General features: G+C 68.6%; 17 protein-coding genes. 6 read left to right on the top strand and 11 right to left on the bottom strand.

The genetic code is table 11. From position 1 onward, the window contains the following. Positions 1 to 36 precede the first annotated feature (36 nt). The 3 genes from ACQY4K_RS14580 to ACQY4K_RS14570 all read left to right on the top strand — a co-directional run bounded on the left by ACQY4K_RS14580 (position 37) and on the right by ACQY4K_RS14570 (position 3328). Positions 37 to 1209 (top strand): citrate synthase, encoded by a 1173-nt coding sequence (locus ACQY4K_RS14580; RefSeq protein ID WP_428390918.1) that lies wholly within the window; start codon positions 37 to 39, stop codon positions 1207 to 1209. Between the two features lie 214 nt (positions 1210 to 1423). Continuing rightward, entirely contained in the window at positions 1424 to 2356 is a 933-nt protein-coding gene (locus tag ACQY4K_RS14575; RefSeq protein WP_428390917.1) for a SphA family protein, read from the top strand. Positions 2357 to 2536: 180 nt separating this feature from the next. Beyond that, entirely contained in the window at positions 2537 to 3328 is a 792-nt protein-coding gene (locus ACQY4K_RS14570) for an alpha/beta fold hydrolase (protein ID WP_428390916.1), read from the top strand. 18 nt (positions 3329 to 3346) lie between these two features. Here the strand turns inward: ACQY4K_RS14570 and cobS are convergent, their stop codons facing one another. Genes cobS through ACQY4K_RS14555 form a run of 3 tightly spaced genes read right to left on the bottom strand, consistent with a single transcriptional unit; the run spans position 3347 to position 6434 of the window. Then, positions 3347 to 4111 carry an adenosylcobinamide-GDP ribazoletransferase gene (gene cobS, locus ACQY4K_RS14565; RefSeq protein WP_428390914.1) on the bottom strand — a complete coding sequence of 255 codons (765 nt, stop codon included), beginning with the start codon at positions 4109 to 4111 and terminating at the stop codon, positions 3347 to 3349. Beyond that, the gene (cobT, locus tag ACQY4K_RS14560; RefSeq protein ID WP_428390913.1) at positions 4108 to 5127 is read right to left on the bottom strand and encodes a nicotinate-nucleotide--dimethylbenzimidazole phosphoribosyltransferase; all 1020 of its coding nucleotides are present in this window, start codon (positions 5125 to 5127) and stop codon (positions 4108 to 4110) included. Before cobT ends, cobS begins: the two co-directional genes overlap by 4 nt. After that, positions 5124 to 6434, bottom strand: a complete 1311-nt coding sequence (locus tag ACQY4K_RS14555) for a cobyrinate a,c-diamide synthase (RefSeq protein ID WP_428390912.1) — start codon at positions 6432 to 6434, stop codon at positions 5124 to 5126. Before ACQY4K_RS14555 ends, cobT begins: the two co-directional genes overlap by 4 nt. 83 nt (positions 6435 to 6517) lie before the next feature. Between ACQY4K_RS14555 and ACQY4K_RS14550 the strand changes: the two genes are divergently transcribed. Further along, positions 6518 to 7585: a cobalt-precorrin-5B (C(1))-methyltransferase gene (locus ACQY4K_RS14550; RefSeq protein WP_428390911.1), complete on the top strand. Its 1068-nt coding sequence runs from the start codon at positions 6518 to 6520 to the stop codon at positions 7583 to 7585. Here ACQY4K_RS14550 and cobM read toward each other — a convergent pair. From cobM to cbiE, 3 genes are read right to left on the bottom strand one after another with little or no spacing between them, the layout of a single operon-like run. Further along, entirely contained in the window at positions 7540 to 8313 is a 774-nt protein-coding gene (cobM, locus tag ACQY4K_RS14545; RefSeq protein WP_428390910.1) for a precorrin-4 C(11)-methyltransferase, read from the bottom strand. The two genes, ACQY4K_RS14550 and cobM, sit on opposite strands and share 46 nt — an antisense overlap. After that, complete coding sequence (locus tag ACQY4K_RS14540) at positions 8310 to 8693, bottom strand: cobalamin biosynthesis protein (RefSeq protein WP_428390909.1); 384 nt, start codon at positions 8691 to 8693, stop codon at positions 8310 to 8312. Before ACQY4K_RS14540 ends, cobM begins: the two co-directional genes overlap by 4 nt. 10 nt (positions 8694 to 8703) lie before the next feature. Then, positions 8704 to 9909 (bottom strand): precorrin-6y C5,15-methyltransferase (decarboxylating) subunit CbiE, encoded by a 1206-nt coding sequence (gene cbiE / locus ACQY4K_RS14535; RefSeq protein WP_428390908.1) that lies wholly within the window; start codon positions 9907 to 9909, stop codon positions 8704 to 8706. Here cbiE and ACQY4K_RS14530 point away from each other — a divergent pair. Further along, complete coding sequence (locus ACQY4K_RS14530) at positions 9900 to 10691, top strand: cobalt-precorrin-6A reductase (RefSeq protein WP_428390907.1); 792 nt, start codon at positions 9900 to 9902, stop codon at positions 10689 to 10691. The genes cbiE and ACQY4K_RS14530 overlap by 10 nt on opposite strands. On the opposite strand, the gene cobJ is transcribed toward ACQY4K_RS14530, so the two are convergent. From cobJ to ACQY4K_RS14505, 5 genes are all read right to left on the bottom strand, one after another. After that, entirely contained in the window at positions 10667 to 11416 is a 750-nt protein-coding gene (cobJ, locus tag ACQY4K_RS14525) for a precorrin-3B C(17)-methyltransferase (RefSeq protein ID WP_428390906.1), read from the bottom strand. The genes ACQY4K_RS14530 and cobJ overlap by 25 nt on opposite strands. Continuing rightward, a complete protein-coding gene (locus ACQY4K_RS14520) occupies positions 11413 to 12144 on the bottom strand; it encodes a precorrin-2 C(20)-methyltransferase (RefSeq protein WP_428390905.1) in 732 nt (243 codons plus the stop codon). The genes cobJ and ACQY4K_RS14520 overlap by 4 nt, the downstream gene beginning before the upstream one ends. Next, a complete protein-coding gene (locus tag ACQY4K_RS14515; protein WP_428390904.1) occupies positions 12141 to 12770 on the bottom strand; it encodes a precorrin-8X methylmutase in 630 nt (209 codons plus the stop codon). Before ACQY4K_RS14515 ends, ACQY4K_RS14520 begins: the two co-directional genes overlap by 4 nt. Next, positions 12767 to 13870: a precorrin-3B synthase gene (locus tag ACQY4K_RS14510; protein WP_428390903.1), complete on the bottom strand. Its 1104-nt coding sequence runs from the start codon at positions 13868 to 13870 to the stop codon at positions 12767 to 12769. Before ACQY4K_RS14510 ends, ACQY4K_RS14515 begins: the two co-directional genes overlap by 4 nt. 84 nt (positions 13871 to 13954) lie before the next feature. After that, entirely contained in the window at positions 13955 to 14788 is an 834-nt protein-coding gene (locus ACQY4K_RS14505) for a phytanoyl-CoA dioxygenase family protein (RefSeq protein ID WP_428390902.1), read from the bottom strand. 117 nt (positions 14789 to 14905) lie between these two features. On the opposite strand from ACQY4K_RS14505, the gene ACQY4K_RS14500 reads away from it, so the two are divergent. Next, positions 14906 to 15991 (top strand): oxidoreductase, encoded by a 1086-nt coding sequence (locus tag ACQY4K_RS14500; RefSeq protein ID WP_428390901.1) that lies wholly within the window; start codon positions 14906 to 14908, stop codon positions 15989 to 15991. Positions 15992 to 16063: the final 72 nt, after the last annotated feature.

Here is a 16063-nt window from a genome sequence, read left to right as displayed (position 1 = left end):
CTGACGCAGCAGCCACAGCAAACTCATGGGACGCGGATGTATCTCACGGCCGAGGAGGCTGCCCGATCCCTGGGCGTGAGTGTTGCAACGATCTACGCCTACGTCAGCCGCAAGAAAATCCGGTCGCAGGCCATACCGGGATCCAAGCGACGGACCTATTGGCGGGACGACATCCTGCATCTGAGCAGCGAGGCCTCCCCGCCCTCGCGAGATGTGTTGATGCCGACCACCATGATCACCCTGATCAATCAGGAGGGTCCATTCTACCGCGGCCGGAGTGCGTTGCGGCTGGCCGAGTCGGCGACGATTGAGGACGTTGCCGGGCTCCTTTGGGAGGTTGATCCAAACGAGGTGTTTTCGCAGCCTCCCTTCGTCATGACGGACACCTATCTGCGTATACACCAGGCGCTCGAGGGAGCGACGGCGATGGAAAGCGTCATGACGCTGCTGCCTGTGCTCGAGCGCGGCAATCCCCGCGCCTACGACCTGTCGCGTAGCGGCTATGTCCGGACTTCGGCGGACATCATGCGCTGGCTTGCCGGAATGATCGTCGGATCCGCCTCACCCGCGCCGGCGGGCACGCCGTTGCACATCTTCCTGGCGGAAACCTTGCACAAGTCCCGCTACGCCGACCTGATCCGCAGACTTCTGGTCCTGGCGGCGGACCACGAGTTTGATCCGACGACATATGCCGTGCGGGCGGTCGCCAATACCGGGGTGACCGCGTATCAGGTCACGCTCGCCGGCCTCGCCTCCTCGGAAGGCCGCCGGCTCACCTTCGGACGTGCGCAATCCCTGTCGAGAATGCTCGACGAGATCGCGACGACCGCCGACCCAAGCGAGCCGATCATTCGCCGTCTGCGCGAGGGCGAAACCCTCCCTGGCTTCAGCCAGTCGCTCTATGAGGGCGCGGACCCGCGAGCGGCTTGCCTGCTGGCCAGCGTGAGCGAGGCACTCGACGGACATCCAACGACAAAACGGCTCCTGACCGCCATCTCGGTGGCGCGGGATGCAACCGGGCGTTCGCCCGATTTCGCACTTCCCGTCGTCTTTCTCAGCCGGCAACTCAAGCTCGGCAGCGCCGAACCCCTGCTCTTCCGACTGGGCCGCTTCGTCGGCTGGATCGCGCATGCGATGGAACAATATCACACGTGCGAACTGGTTCGTCCTCGGGCGCTCTATAATGGCGTGCTGCCGGACGCACTTTAACCCCGTAAGGCATTCAACTAGTCCGCCACGCGCGATAGATTGACAGAATCAATCAAGATTGACGATGGCGACTTGCTCACCTATCGATGTGCCAGGATCGGTGAGTGACGCACCAGGCATTCGCGACCCGGTCGCATGTCCAATAAAAGCATTCGGGAAGCAACGACCAATGCCCATAGGGTTTCGACGTGTTGTCGGATCGGCAGTCCTCGCCTTGGCCCTCGGCCAGCCGGCGTGGGGTTCTGAAAGCGCTGTCCAGGGCGGCCCGATCGGCGGGACGGACATCCGCAACGCATTAATTCCGCCGGTTCCGGGCTTCTATCTTGGGCTTGCGGACGTCCCCGCCTATTACAGGCAAGTCAACGGCGACAATGGCCAAAAGCTGCCGGGAGTCCACGATGTGGACGTTGAAGCCAATATCGTCGGCGGCGCGCTGCAATATGTCTACCCGTTCAAGCTGTATGGGGGCACTGTCGCGTCACTTCTGCAGTTCGATTACGCGACCGAGTCGACTTTCAAGATCGGCAATCTCGGCATCCATCAGACATCGGTAGGTTGGGGCGACCCCTACCTAGACGTCGTCAAATGGAGTCGAAATTTCGGCAGTTTCGGCGGGCCGCCGCAACATGTACGATACCCCTTCCCCTACGGATTGACCGTGCTGGCCGCCTATTCCATGGAAATCCCCATAGGCACCTATGAACCGCAGAAATTGGCGCCCGACGGTCACAACGTTGTGTTCATCATTCCGAACCTCGCCGTCACCTACATGACGGAACCAAACTTCCTGGGCGACGGCGCCGAATTCGACGCGCATCTTTTCTTCGACTACTCCGCGGAAAACCATGAAACGGACTATCAGAGCGGCCCACCGATCGATGTCGATTTTGCGATCACGGAACGGGACAAGATCTTCCAGTACGGCGTCGCGGGGTTCTATGCCAGACAAATTCAAAATGACTATCACGACGGATTGGTGGTGGCGCCCAACGGCAAGCATTTCGAAGCCTTCAAGCTTGGACCGATTTTCGCCGTCGATTTCCCCAGACAGCATTTGACCGTCAAATTCAAGGCGTCGTTGGGTATCGAGTCGCATAACACACTCGATGGCACCAACTTTGTCATCTCGCTCGGCATGAAACTCTGAGAGTTGATCAAATGACAATGGGTCCGATCCTTCTCCTCTCGGTGGCTATCGGACTGAGCCCGATTGGCCTTGCTGGATGTGCCGGAACACAGGCCGTCAAACCGGTCTCGCCAGCGCAAGCCAAGCCGAACGGCAGTCACGCCACGCCGGTCGCGGCGCCGAATACCTCACTTTAGATCGATGCAGGATCGTTCTAGATCGGACGTCTCAAGCTCGTCCGACAGGCGCCGCACCAGGGTCATACTCATTCATGGAGTTGGCTGCAGGGGTGAAGACTGGTCCGCTCAGCTTGAGCACCTCTCGCAGGCGGCGGACGTGATTGCTCCGGATTTACCCGAGCCCGGGTGCGAGAGCCTGATCAGCGGGATGGCGAGATTTGTTAACGAGGCCAGGCAGAGCGCTCCGCGCCACCCTACCGTCCTGGTCGGCCATAGCATGGGCTGCCGGGTCGCGCTGGAAGCCGCTCGACAGCAGCCTGAAGGCCTCATCGGGCTGGTGCTTATCGAAGGCAGCCAACGTGCGATCGGCCAGCCTGCGGACATCGCCAGCAGCGATGGTGACAAAGCCGCCTCTGACAACAAGGCGGCGCTGATGCAGAGCTTCCTTGACATGTTCAGCGATAACACGCCGGATGAGTTTCGCGCACTGGCGCTGCGACGCGTAACCGACATCGGAGTGAGCGCCATTGGAAAGCTGGTCAGGGGTATGGCTCACTGGGATGCAACGCATGCCGTTGATGCGCTGAACAGCCTGCAGGCGCCCACCCTGGTAGTTCAGTCAACGTTCAGGGCGGCAGGTCAAAGGCGAAGACCGATCGAGCAGGGGGAAATGTCACCCTGGCTCCGCCTTGTCAGCGCGCACAAGCCGGACGCCGAGATTGTATGGCTCACAGGGTGTGGACATTTCCCGCAGATCGAGGCGCCGGAGACAATCAACGCGCTTCTCGGTCGTTTCATCAAGGCTCTGCAATAGAGACGCTGATTCCCGAAGCTACCTGGTGCAATAAGCGGATTGGGACAAGACACTGAGCACCGCGCATTCGGCGAGCACGGCGCCGGCGCCGAGCACATCGCCGGTCTGACCGCCGATCTGCGCCCGCGACAGCGCCGCGAGCAGCACCGTGACAATGAGCATGCAGGCGGGTGCGAGCAGCCAGTCGTCGAGCAGGGCCGCATCGAACGCCGACGCGATAGCCAGGGCAGCCAGCACGGCAAGACGCGGGACGGTCCGCAGGGACGAAGCCAGCCCGTCGGAGCGTGCCGGCGGCAACAGCACCAGCAGCAGCACGATGGCGGCGCGCGATATCGCACCCGAGGCCACCAGGGCCGCCACCACGCGCGCGGGGGTGGCGATCGCGGCGACGGCGGCGATCCGCACAATGCTTGAGAGCAGCAGCGCCAGCGTGCCGTAGCTGCCGATCCGGCTGTCACGCATGATCGCGAGCTTGGCCTCGACGTCGCGGCCGCCGCCGAAGCCGTCGGCCATGTCGGCGAGCCCGTCCTCGTGCAGTCCGCCGGTGAGCAGCACCATCGCGGCCAGGCTCCAGCAGGCGCACAGCATCGGCGACAGGCCGCACCAGGCCCCGATCGCATAGACGCCGCCGCTGCACAGCCCGACCAGCGCGCCGGCCAGCGGATAGGCCCAGGCCGCGCGCGCCATGTCGATGTTCGGTGCCTCCGGCATCAGCCAGCCCACCGGCAGACGGGTGAAGAAGCCGATCGTGGCGGCGAGATCGGTTCGTAGGCGGCGGATCATGTTTGGCCGGAGACGCCCGCCTCGCCGAAGCTCGCCATCCCAGCGTGACAGGCGACGGCGGCGCGCAACAGCGGCACCGCCAGCGCCGCCCCCGATGCCTCGCCCAGCCGCATGCCGAGATCGAGCAGCGGCGCGAGCCCGAGTGCGCGGGCAAGCTGTCGGTGGGCCGCTTCGGCGGAGACGTGCGCGAGCCGCGCGTGGTCGAGCGCGCCCGCGCGCAGTTGCGCCAGCGGCGCGACGGCGGCGGAGCAGACGAAGCCGTCGAGCAGCAGCGGCACCCGCGCGTGCCGCGCCGCCAGGGTGGCACCCAGAAGTGCGGCCAGCTCGAAGCCGCCGAGGCAGCGCGCCACCTGCAACGGATCCCCGAGTGCTGCGCGGTGGCGGGCGAGTGCGGCCTTGACCGCGCGCTGCTTGCGACGCAAGCCGTCATCGTCGATCCCGGTGCCACGCCCGACCCAGCGCCCGGCATCGCCGCCATACAAAGCGGCGGCAATGGCGGCGGCGGCGGTGGTGTTGCCGATCCCCATCTCGCCCAGGCAGAGCAGGTCCGTGCCGGGCCGAATTTGGTCGGCGCCGATGCGCACCGCCGCCAGGAAGCCCGGCTCATCCATCGCCGGCGCCTCGATGAAGTCGGCCGTGGGCGTGTCCAGATGCAGCGGCACGACGCGGAGTTCGGCGTCGGCGATGGCCGCGAGTTGGTTGATCGCAGCACCTCCGGCGGCGAAGTTCGCCACCATCTGCGCCGTCACCGACGCCGGATAGGGCGAGACACCATGCACGGTCACGCCATGGTTGCCGGCGAACACCACGACCTCGACGCGCTCCAGGCGTGGCATGTGCCGACGCTGCCAACCGGCGAGCCAGGCTGCGAGCTCCTCGAGCCGGCCGAGGCTGCCCGGCGGCTTGGTCAGCGTCGCCTGGCGTGCCGCGACCGCAGCCGCGGCGGTGCGGTCGAACTCCGGCAGGCGCTCGCACAGCCGCCGCAGATCGTCGATCGTCTCAAACCCGGGGATCATGGTCCGTGCGTCGCAATGGCATGGAAGAACGAGCCGCTGACCGCGCCGCGCCGGCCGCCGGCCGGCCCGAGATCACGGCCGGCGGCGTCGCACAGGCCCGCGAGCGGCGCGTCGTCGCCGGGATCGGACAGGCTCGCGTAATGGAATTCGTGACCGCGCAAGAGTGTGCCCGCGGGGCCGAAGCCGCTCGCCGATACGAGCGTCGCCTCGCGGTAGCCAAGCACCATGCGCCTTCGCGCGAAGCTGGTGGAGTGCCCGAGCAGGCCCGCCATGACATGCCCGGTGCCGGTCGCGTCTTCCAGCGACTGGCCGAGCACCATGTAGCCGCCGCATTCGCCGTGCACCGGCCGGTTGGCCGCAAACCGGCGCAGTCCGTCGAGGAAGCACGCATTTGACGCAAGCCGGCCGGCATGCAGCTCTGGATAGCCGCCCGGCAGCCAGCAGGCGTCGCAGGAAGGGTCGGGCGGCTCGTTGGCGAGTGGGGAGAACGGCACGATCTCGGCGCCGGCGGCGTGCCAGCCGCGCAGCACATGCGGATAGATGAAGCTGAACGCCGCGTCCTCGGCGAGCGCGATCCGCTGCCCGAAGGGCCGCAGGGCCGTGGGTTCCGCGCCGCCTGACGGCATCGGTAACGCAAGAGCTGCGATGGCGTCCAGATCGAGGTCACGTTCGGCGATGTCGGCTAGCCGCGCGAGGAAATCCGCCAGCCCCCCATGCTCCTGCGCCTGCACCAGCCCCAGGTGGCGCTCCGGCAGGCCGAGCGTGGGATCGCGCATCAGGCAGCCGAGCACCGGCAGGCCGGTCTGCTCGATGGCGGCGCGAGTCTGGTCACGATGACGTGCAGAGCCCGCCCGGTTGAGCACGACTCCGGCGATCCGCACCGCGGGCTCGTGCAGAGCAAAGCCGCGCGCGATCGCCGCGGCCGACTGCGACTGGCCGGAGATGTCGAGCACCAGCAGGACCGGCACGTCGAAGCGGGCGGCGAGATCGGCGGCGCGTCCGGCGCGGCCTGGGGGGGCTGCCACTCCATCGAACAGGCCCATCGAGGCTTCGATCAGCAGCAGTGCGGACTCCGGCACGGCGGAGGCGAGCGCGCCAAGCAACAGGTCGGGCATCGCCCAGCTATCCAGGTTTAGGCAGGGCGCGCCCAGGCAGGCGGCGTGGAATGCCGGATCGATGTAGTCGGGTCCGGACTTGGCGGCGCGCAGCAGCAGGCCGCGACGCGCGAGGGCGGCCCCGATGGCCAGGGTCACCACCGTCTTGCCGCTGCCCGAGCGGGGGGCGGCGATCATCAGAGCCCGGCTCATCGCGCCCTCCTCATCGCGCCCTCCTCATCGCGCCCTCCTCATCGCGGGTGACAGATCCTGCCGTCGCTCCTAGGCTGGTACCGGTGAAGCCGAGCGGAACGCTGCGCCGTGGCTGGACCACGGGAGCCTGTGCGACGGCGGCGGCGAAGGCCTGCTACGCCGCGTTGCTCGGCGGCCATTTTCCCGATCCGGTGGAAATTACCCTGCCCAGCGGCGCCATGGTTGCCTTCGCGCTGGCGGAGCAGCGCCTGGAGGGTGGCTGCGCCAGCGCGGCTGTCTTCAAGGATGCCGGCGACGACCCCGACGTCACCCATGGCGCCCTGATCCGGGCGTCGCTGACGTTGCTGCCGGCGGGCTCCGGGGTCCAGTTTCGCGCGGGCGAAGGGGTCGGCACGGTCACCCGCCCAGGCCTGCCACTGCCGCCTGGGGAGCCCGCGATCAACCCGGCGCCGCGTCGGATGATCGAAGCGGCATTGGCCGAACTGCACCCTGCCCCCGCCGCCCTGGTGACGCTCTCGGTGCCGGGCGGCGAGGCGCTGGCGGCGCAGACCCTCAACGGCCGGCTTGGCATCGTCGGCGGCCTGTCGATCCTGGGCACCACGGGAGTGGTGATTCCGTTCTCCTGCGCCGCCTGGATCGACAGCATACGACGCGGCATCGACGTCGCCCGTGCCACCGGCCACGAGCATATCGCCGGCAGCACCGGGCGCACCTCGGAGGCGGCGGTGCGTCGGCTGCACGGGCTCGACGAAATGGCGCTGATCGAGATGGGCGATTTCGTCGGCGGCATGCTGAAATATTTGCGACGCCATCCGGTAAGGCGGGTGACCATCGCCGGCGGCATCGGCAAGATCACCAAACTGGCGCAGGGACGGCTGGATCTGCACTCCAGCCGCGGTGTTGTGGACCGGGCGGCGCTGGCCGACCTCGCGCCGGGGCTCGACCACGACCGCATGGCGCAGGCCAACACCGCCGCCGAGGCGTTCGCGATTGCCGCCGAAGCCGGCGTGGCCCTCGGCGACGCCGTCGCGGCGCGGGCTCTGGAGGTCGCGGCCGAGCCGCTGCGCGGCGCCGGCATCGCGCTGGAGATCGCGATCTTCGACGCTCATGGCGCGCTCTCCGGCAGGTCCGTGCGAAACCGCCTGACATAGTCGGCGCGATACAGCGCGCTCTCCTCACCGACTATGTCACCTAAAGCCGGACCGACCAGCACCAGCGCCGTGCGTTCGATCGGTGTTGCCGCGAGCGCCGCCTCGATGGTGGCGAGGCTGCCGCGCAGCACCTGCTCGTCCGGCCAGGAAGCGCGTGCCACCACCGCTACCGGGCAGTCCGGGCCATAGAACGGCAGCAGGTCCGCCACGACCCGCTCGATCCCGTGTATCGCCAGATGGATCACGAGCGTCGCCCCGGTCGCGGCAAACGCGGCCAGGGTCTCGCGTGCGGGCATCGCCGAGGCGCGCCCCGGCAGCCGGGTCAGCACCAGGCTCTGCGCCACGCCGGGGCGGGTCAGCTCGCGGCCCAGCACCGCCGCGGCGGCGGCGAAGGCCGGCACACCCGGCGTGAGCGTGTAGGGAACGCCGGCGCGGTCCAGCCGGACGAGCTGCTCGGCGAGCGCGCTGAACACCGACAAATCGCCAGAATGCAGCCGTGCGACGTCCTGCCCGGCGGCGGTGGCGGCGAGGTAGTGGGCCGTAATCGCGTCCAGGTCGAGCGGCGCGGTGTCGATCAGCCGCGCATCCAGCGGGCAATGCGCGAGCATCGTCTTCGGCACGATCGAGCCGGCATAGAGGCAGACCGGGCAGCGCGCCAGCAGATCGCGGCCGCGCAGGGTGAGCAGATCGGCGGCACCTGGCCCTGCACCGATGAAGTGGATGGTCATGGGGCCCCATTATCGGCCACGGCGATGGCGCACGTCACCCCCTGGGCGGTGATGCGCGGCAGCACCAGCCGGCCGCCCGGCGCGGTCGCCGCCAGCGCGCAGGCCTCGGCGACGCTGTCCACGCCGGTGGCGCTGCGCACACGCGCCGAGCGAGTGACGCAACGCGGCTGTTGCGCCCGCAGCTCGGCCGGCGAAATCCGCAGCAGCGCGAGTCCGGCGCCACGTGCCGCCTCCACCAAGCCCGGTTCGTCATGCTTGAAGTCGGGGATGGCCAGCAGCGTCGGCGCAACCCCCGCGCGGGCGGCGGCCTGCTCCAGCAGGTCGCGCACCGCCCGCGCCGGCACCCCGCGACGGCAGCCGAGACCGGCCGCAACCCTCACTTGCGCCCCCTCACTTCGTCCAAGTCCATTGCGTGATCCGCATCGCCGGCCGCAGCGCGTGCATGGTGCCGATGCTGTCAAGCCGGTCGAGCCCAATGCGCGTCAGGTCACCGCCATACGTCGCCTGGGCCGTAAGCAGCACCACCTCCGCCTCGGTCGTCACCGCATTGACCACTAGGCGACCGCCGGGTGACAAGGCCTTGCAGGCGGCGTCAAGCACCCCCGGGTTGGTGACGCCGCCGCCGATGAACACCGCGTTGGGCAGCGGCAACTTGGCAAGCACCGCCGGCGCCTCGCCCTGGCACACCGACAGACCGGGAACACCGAGAGCCTCGGCGTTGCCCGCGGCGCGCGCGGCGCGGACGGGGTCGCGTTCGATGGCGACGGCGCGATTGGCGGGATGACGCAGCAGCCACTCGATGGCGACCGAGCCGGAGCCGCAGCCGATATCCCACAACAGCTCGCCTTGGCGCGGCGCCAAGGCGGAGAGCGTCAGCGCCCGGATTTCGCGCCGGGTGAACTGGCCGTCATGAGCGAACAAGGCGTCGTCGAGGCCGCAGGCGAGCGGGATCACGGCGGCCTCGTGCCCGGCCACCAGCTCGATTGCCAGCAGGTTGAGCGGGTCGATGGTTTCGGGCAGGGCCTGGTCCGCCGTTTGCGTCACGATGCGCGCGCGCGGCCCGCCGAGTGCCTGCATGACATGCAGCGTGGAGCCGCCGAAGCCGCGCGCGCGCAGCAACGCCGCGACCGCGCTGGGGGTTGTGGCGTCGGCGCACAGCACCAGCAGACGCGCGCCGGGCTGCAATGCCGGCAACAGGGCGGCGAGCGGCCGGCCGCATAGCGAGTGTGTCGCGACCGTCTCCAGGCCCCAGCCAAGGGCGGCGCAGGCCAGCGAGAAGCAGGACCGTCCCGGCAGGCAGATCATTTCGCCCGCGGGCATGCGGCGCAGCAGCGTGCTGCCGACGCCGAACCAGAACGGGTCGCCCGACGCCAGCACCACCGTCGGCTCAGGCCGTCGTGCGAGCAGGACGTCCAAGGTGTCGGTCAGCGGCGACGACCAGGGACGGCATTCGCCGGCGATCAGCCCGCGTGCGAGGGCCAGATGGCGCGCGCCGCCGACCACCAGTCCGGCGGCGCCGAGCAGCCGGCGGGCCTCATCGGACAGGCCATCGACACCGTCCTCGCCGATGCCCAGGATGGCCAGCCATGGGATCATTGACGAGGAACGCCGCGTTGCGCGTGCTGCTGCTCGGCGGCACCGGCGAGGCGTCGCGGCTGGCGGCATGCCTCGCGCGGGACGACCGCTTCGATACCACCCTGTCGCTCGCCGGGGTGACGCAAAGCCCGATGCTGTCGCCCGTCCCCTGCCGGATCGGCGGCTTCGGCGGCACTGATGGTCTGTGCGCCTGGCTGCGGGCGGAGTGCATCGAGGCGGTGATCGATGCGACGCACCCGTATGCGCAGCGGATCAGCGCCAATGCACGATACGCCACCGAAGCGGCCGGCGTGCCGCTGCTGCGCATCGAACGCGCGCCCTGGCGGCCGCAGCCCGGCGATCGCTGGACCCTGGTGCCGGACGCCGATGCTGCCGCCGCCGCCATCGGCCCGGTACCGCTGCGGGTGCTGCTGACCGTCGGCAGCAAAAGCCTTGCCGCGTTCCGGGCCGCGCCGCAGCACCATTACGTCATCCGTTGCATCGATCCGCCAGACCCGTCGCTGCTGCCGCCGCACGCGGAGCTGCTGCTGGCGCGCGGCCCGTTCGCGCTGGCAGCGGAGGCGGCCCTGCTCGCGAACCGACACATCGCGCGCCTGGTCAGCAAGAACTCCGGCGGCGACGCGACCGGGGCCAAGCTGGCCGCCTGCCGGAATGCAGGTATCCCGGTGGTCATGATCGACCGGCCCGACTCCGTCTCCGGGGCCGCTCCGACGGACCCTTTGGCGTGGCTGCTGGCGTTGCACCGCGACCGCCCGCCTCAGCCCTGCGAACGCGGCGCGTAGAGCCAGGGCCGCGCCCCATCGCGGGGGATCGTCCGGGTCGCCTCGGTGCCGATCAGCACGAGGGTGCGCATATCGGCCTGCGCGCCCCGCGCCTCGCCCAGGGTCGTGATGGCCAGGACCTCCTCAGCCCGGCTGACGGCGGTCGCGAACGCCACTGGCACGGTATCCGACAGGACCTCGCGCAGCAGCGCGAACGCGGCATCGAGCTGCCACGGGCGCGCACGCGAGTGCGGATTATACAGGGCCAATGCAAATCCGGCCTGCGCCGCGGCGCGCAGCCGGCGCAGCACCAACTCCCAGGGCTTGAGGTTGTCTGACAGCGACAGCACGCAGAAATCGTGACCGAGGGGTGCCCCGAGCCGGGCGGCGGCGGCCAGCATCGCCGACACCCCGGGCATCACCTCGACATCGAGGTCGCGCCAGGCGGGATCGCCATGTTCGATTGCCTCAAACACCGCGCTCGCCATGGCGAACACGCCGGCGTCGCCCGACGACACCACCACGACCGCGCGGCCCTCGTGCGCGAGCCGCAGCGCCAGGCGGGCGCGTTCGATCTCCTCGCCATTGTCCGAGCCGTGCCGCACTGCGCGGGCGCCCCCGACGCGATCGAGATACGGGCCGTAGCCGACCAGGTCGCTGGCCCGCTGCAATGCCGCATCGACCTGCGGCGTGCGCAGCGCCGGATCACCCGGCCCCAGACCCAGAATGGCCAGCCGTCCGCTCATCTTGGACCTTGCCGGCCCGGCACCAGGATCATCGAGAAATACGGGGCGTCCGGCCCTGAATGGTCGAGGGAGGCGAGCGGCAGGATGCGTTCGCCGCTCATCGTGCCGTGCTCGATATAGATCGCGCGCCCGAGCTGGCCGGCCTCGTCGAGAGCGGCGCGTATCTTCGGCAGGTTGCCGCCCACCTTCATGATCACCGCGGCGTCTCCCAGCCGCAGCCGCGCCGCCAGGGCGTCGCGTTCGAGCGTGCCGGGCAGCACCTGCAACACGTCGTCGCCATGGGTGAACGGCAGGTCGGCAGACGACCAGCAGCCGCTCATGCCGGTGACACCGGGCACGATCCGGTGCGCGAACGCGCCGCGCAGCCGGTCGAACAGATACATCGCCGAACCGTAGAAGAACGGGTCGCCCTCGCACAGCAGGGCGGCGTCGATCCCGGCACCCAGCCGCTCGGCCAGTAGACCGGCGCAGCGCTCGTAGAACCGGCCGATATCGGCGAGGTAGCGCGGATCGGCCACCGAAAGCTCGGTGGTGAACGGATATTCGAAGCGCAACTGCTCGGCGGAGGCGTCGATCCATTGGGCGGCGATGCCACGCGCATGACCGAGACGGCCGCGCTTGGCGAAGAACGCCACACAGCGCGCCGCTCCAATGATCCGCGCCGCCTTGATGGTCAGCAGCTCCGGATCCCCCGGCCCCACCCCCACGATCGACAGGGTCCCCCTCACCCCGGCCCACCCGCCAGCGCGTTGATCGCCGCCGCCGCCATGGCACTCCCGCCCTGCCGCCCCTCAACGATTGCCCAGGGGATTGTCGCGAATTCCGCGAGCGCCAGCTTGGACTCCATCGCACCGACGAAGCCGACCGGCATGCCGACGATCGCCGACGGCCGCGGGCCGCCTTGCGCAATGCGCTCGAGCAGATGGAACAATGCGGTCGGCGCGTTGCCGATCGCCACCACCGCACCCGCCAGCCGCTCGCCCCACAGGTCGAGCGCCGCCGCGGAGCGGGTCGTGCCCAGGCGCTGCGCCAATGCGGGTGTGCGGGGATCGCGCAGGGTGCAGATCACGTTGTTGCCGGCCGGTAGCCGGGCGCGGGTGATGCCGTGCGCCACCATCTCGGAGTCGCAGAACACCGGGCACCCGACACGCAACGCTGCACGCGCCGCAGCCACGAAGCCCATGCCAAACCGCAGGCTGGCGGCGATCTCGACCCGGCCACACGCATGGATCACCCTGACCGCGACATCCGCCTCGTCCGTGCTCAGTCCGCACAGGTCCGCCTCTGCACGGATGATGGCAAACGAGCGGGCATAGATCGCCGCTCCGTCGCGCTCGTACTCGTAGTCGGTCAACGCCCGCCTGCTCTCCCGCCCGCGACGAGGAGCCGGGCGAGGTCCGCCACCGTGTGCCCGTCGCTCTGCGGTGTATCGCCCGCCCGCCCCTGTCGCACCAGCCCGTATCGGCCGCCGCTCCCCACCAGCGTCACCGCGGCCGGCGACGGATGCGCGCAGCCCTTGGCACAGCCCGACACATGCAAGGAGTCCACCGAGACGCCGGCCGCCAGCAGCGCCAAGGCGTCCCCACGCGAGTCGACACTCCCCTGCGGACACCCCACACGGCCGACGCAGGCCGAAACCAGACGGCGCGGATCGTCCGGCTGCGTGATCAGCGATCCCGCTGCTTCAGCAAGCCCCGCCACGTTAGCCTGTGCCACTCCCGAAAGCAGCACCACCCGCCACGGCGTCAGATGCAGAATGCCGTCGCCATGCGCGCACGACGATCCGCAAAGACGCTCCAAAACCGCCGCGTCGAACTGGCCAAACCGCACGCCGAAGCCGAACGCCCGCCACGCCGGCAGCCAGCCAACCGCCATCGGCGCCGACCCGCTGGCCGCTCGACGCGGCAGATCACGCCAGTTCCGCGCGAGTAACAGCGCCGCCGCCGGCGCATCGTCGGCGGCGTGGCGATCCTCGCCAACGCGCCAGCCGTCGCCATCTGCGCGCAGCACGATATCGGCAGCAACGCCGCCCAGACCCAAGCCGCTGCCGTCCACACCAAAGCTGAACTTGCCAGGCAGCGCCGCCAACGAACCATCGGCCGCCAACCCGCATTCCAGGGCGCACGCCAATGCGCACGTCCCCTGCCCCGCCAATGGCGAGAGCAGGATATTGCGCCGCCGCTCGACCGCCGGATCAGCACTTGCGAGGCCGGCCGCCACCGCCGCGCGCGCGACCGCCTCCGCGGACTTAAGCGTCAGGCCGCGAAGCTGCAGATTGCCGCGTCCTGTCAGCTCGATGACGCCATTGCCAAACCGACGCGCCCAATCAGCGATCAGCAACCCCTCGGCCGCCGCAATCCGGCCCAGCCGCGGCTTGACCCGCACCAGCCAGCCATCCCCAGACTGCATCGGCGCGAACAAATCCGGACACCAGCCCCGCAGGAGAGGCGTCACCACTGCAGTCCGTGCTCGGGTTCAGCCATCCGCCCCGATCTGCCCGCAACCGCGACGACGAGCAAGGTTGGCAGCGAACCGATCCTAGCCCATCACCAGCCCCTCAATGTCGTGCTTTTGGGTGATCGGCACCAGCTTGTCGACGACCCGGCAGACCAGGTGGTCGCGCAAGGTTGCCGGCAGCGCCGCATGGGTGTCGCGGGTCACCATCATGTCGTGCAGGGCCGCGTGGCCGGCGCCGGGTGCATCGAAGCCGAGCACCAGGACAGGACGGGCAATCGGCGACGGATGCGCCGTCCCGCGATGTATGGTCAGGGCCGAGCGGCAGGAGATGTCGCCCATCTGGGGGAACTTGCGCACGCCACGTTCGGCAAAGCGGCTCCAGCAGACTTCCGGCGGGAACATCTCGTGCGCCCACCCGCGGCCATCATCCCACTGGGTTCCAGGTGCCACCTCGAACGGTCCCATGTCAGGCGTTACGTCGACACCAGTGACGTTGAAGGCCAGCGACGTGATCCGGTGTTCGACGTAGCTGTCGGGTGGCGAGGGGAAGTCGCGATGCCAGGGCTGGTTCCTGGCACCCTGAAACGGCGTGTCGAAGCCAACTTCGACGATCTGATAATCCCGACCGAGCGTCGCCTCGGCCATGGCGATGATCCAGGGATGGGTGGCAAGATCGACGAAGCCGCTGAGCGCCTCGGGATGCAGTTCGACATACCAGCGCCGGGGACCGCGTCCGACAGCGCCGCCGGGGCGCTGGATCGCCTCCCAGAACGCCGTCATCATGTCATCGTGCAGTCCTGCCACCCATTCACGCGACAGGCCGCCCTTCAGCCCCACCACACCATCGCGCCGCAGCGTCTCGACGTCGCTGGCAACGTCGAAGGCCGAAGTTTTTGCCGTGGCGATAGATGACACGCCGTCCCCCTGTTGTATGCCGATGCCAGTCTCAGTCGGAACCCAGTGCGAAGGGAGGCAACGCTGTTCCTGCCGTCGCGCCACAGGTCAAGAGAACCAACCGGGAGGAACACTACAATGAAAGGACCGTCCGAGCCTATTCGCGTTGGTCTCCTCGGCTACGGGTATTCGGGCAAGGTTTTTCACGCGCCCCTCATCGCCGCTGTACCCGGTCTTCGGCTCTGCGGGGTGTCGTCGCGCGCTGCGGCCTCGGTCCGTGCAGACTACCCGAGTGCGAAGGTCTACGCCGATCCGCTCGCGCTGATCACCGCGCACGAGATCGATCTGATCGTGATTGCAACACCCAACGACACCCATGCCCCACTGGCCCGCGCCGCGATCGCCGCGGGCAAGCATGTCGTTATCGACAAGCCCTTCACGTTGGACCTCGCCGAGGCGCGTGACCTTGTCGCTCTGTCTGTGCTACGAGGTGTGCTGCTGTCGGTGTTCCATAATCGCCGCTGGGACAGCGATTACCTGACCGTGCGACGGGCGATCGATGACGGCCTGGTGGGCACGGTCAGCCAATTCGAGTCCCATTTCGATCGGTTTCGACCGGAGGTGCGTGATCGCTGGCGTGAGCGAGCGGGCGCCGGCAGCGGCGTCTGGTTCGATCTCGGACCCCATCTGGTCGACCAGGCGGTCCAAATCCTCGGAATACCGGATCGGGTTGAGGCGTCTTTGGCAATGCAGCGCTCCGGTGCCAAGACCGATGACTGGGCTCACGTGATTCTGTTCCATGCCAAACAGCGCGCCATCCTGCATGCTGGCATGCTCGTGGCAGGCGGCACGAACCGCTTCACGGTCCACGGAGATGCTGGAAGCATCGTGAAACGGTCGAGCGATCGCCAGGAAGCGCAGCTGCTGGAGGGCATGCTTCCGGGTGCGCCAGGCTGGGGCGAGGATCCCGACGCGCTTCTCGTCTATCATGGCGAAGGAGGGGGCGGCGAAGGAGCAGCCAGACAAATCCCGTCAGTCGCCGGCGATCAGCGCCGCTATTACCAGGGCATCGTCGATGCCGTGAGAGGTGCTGGTCCCAATCCCGTTCCCTCCGTCCAGGCTCTGTGCGTCATGGCGATCATGGAGGCGGCGGTGCAATCATCGCGGTCGCGTGCGTCGGTCGACGTTTCCCTGACGCAAGAGGAGCGGCGCGCATGGCAGTGACCGACCCGATCGTGCGGATTGCGCGCCAGCAGCGAAACCTGATCTCTGATCGTGACCGTACTGAGCGTTGCC

The organism is Lichenicoccus sp., assembly GCF_965276875.1.
Classification (GTDB): domain Bacteria; phylum Pseudomonadota; class Alphaproteobacteria; order Acetobacterales; family Acetobacteraceae; genus Lichenicoccus.
Note: the sequence above shows the minus strand (reverse complement) of the source record. Positions and strands in the feature narration are given on the sequence as shown.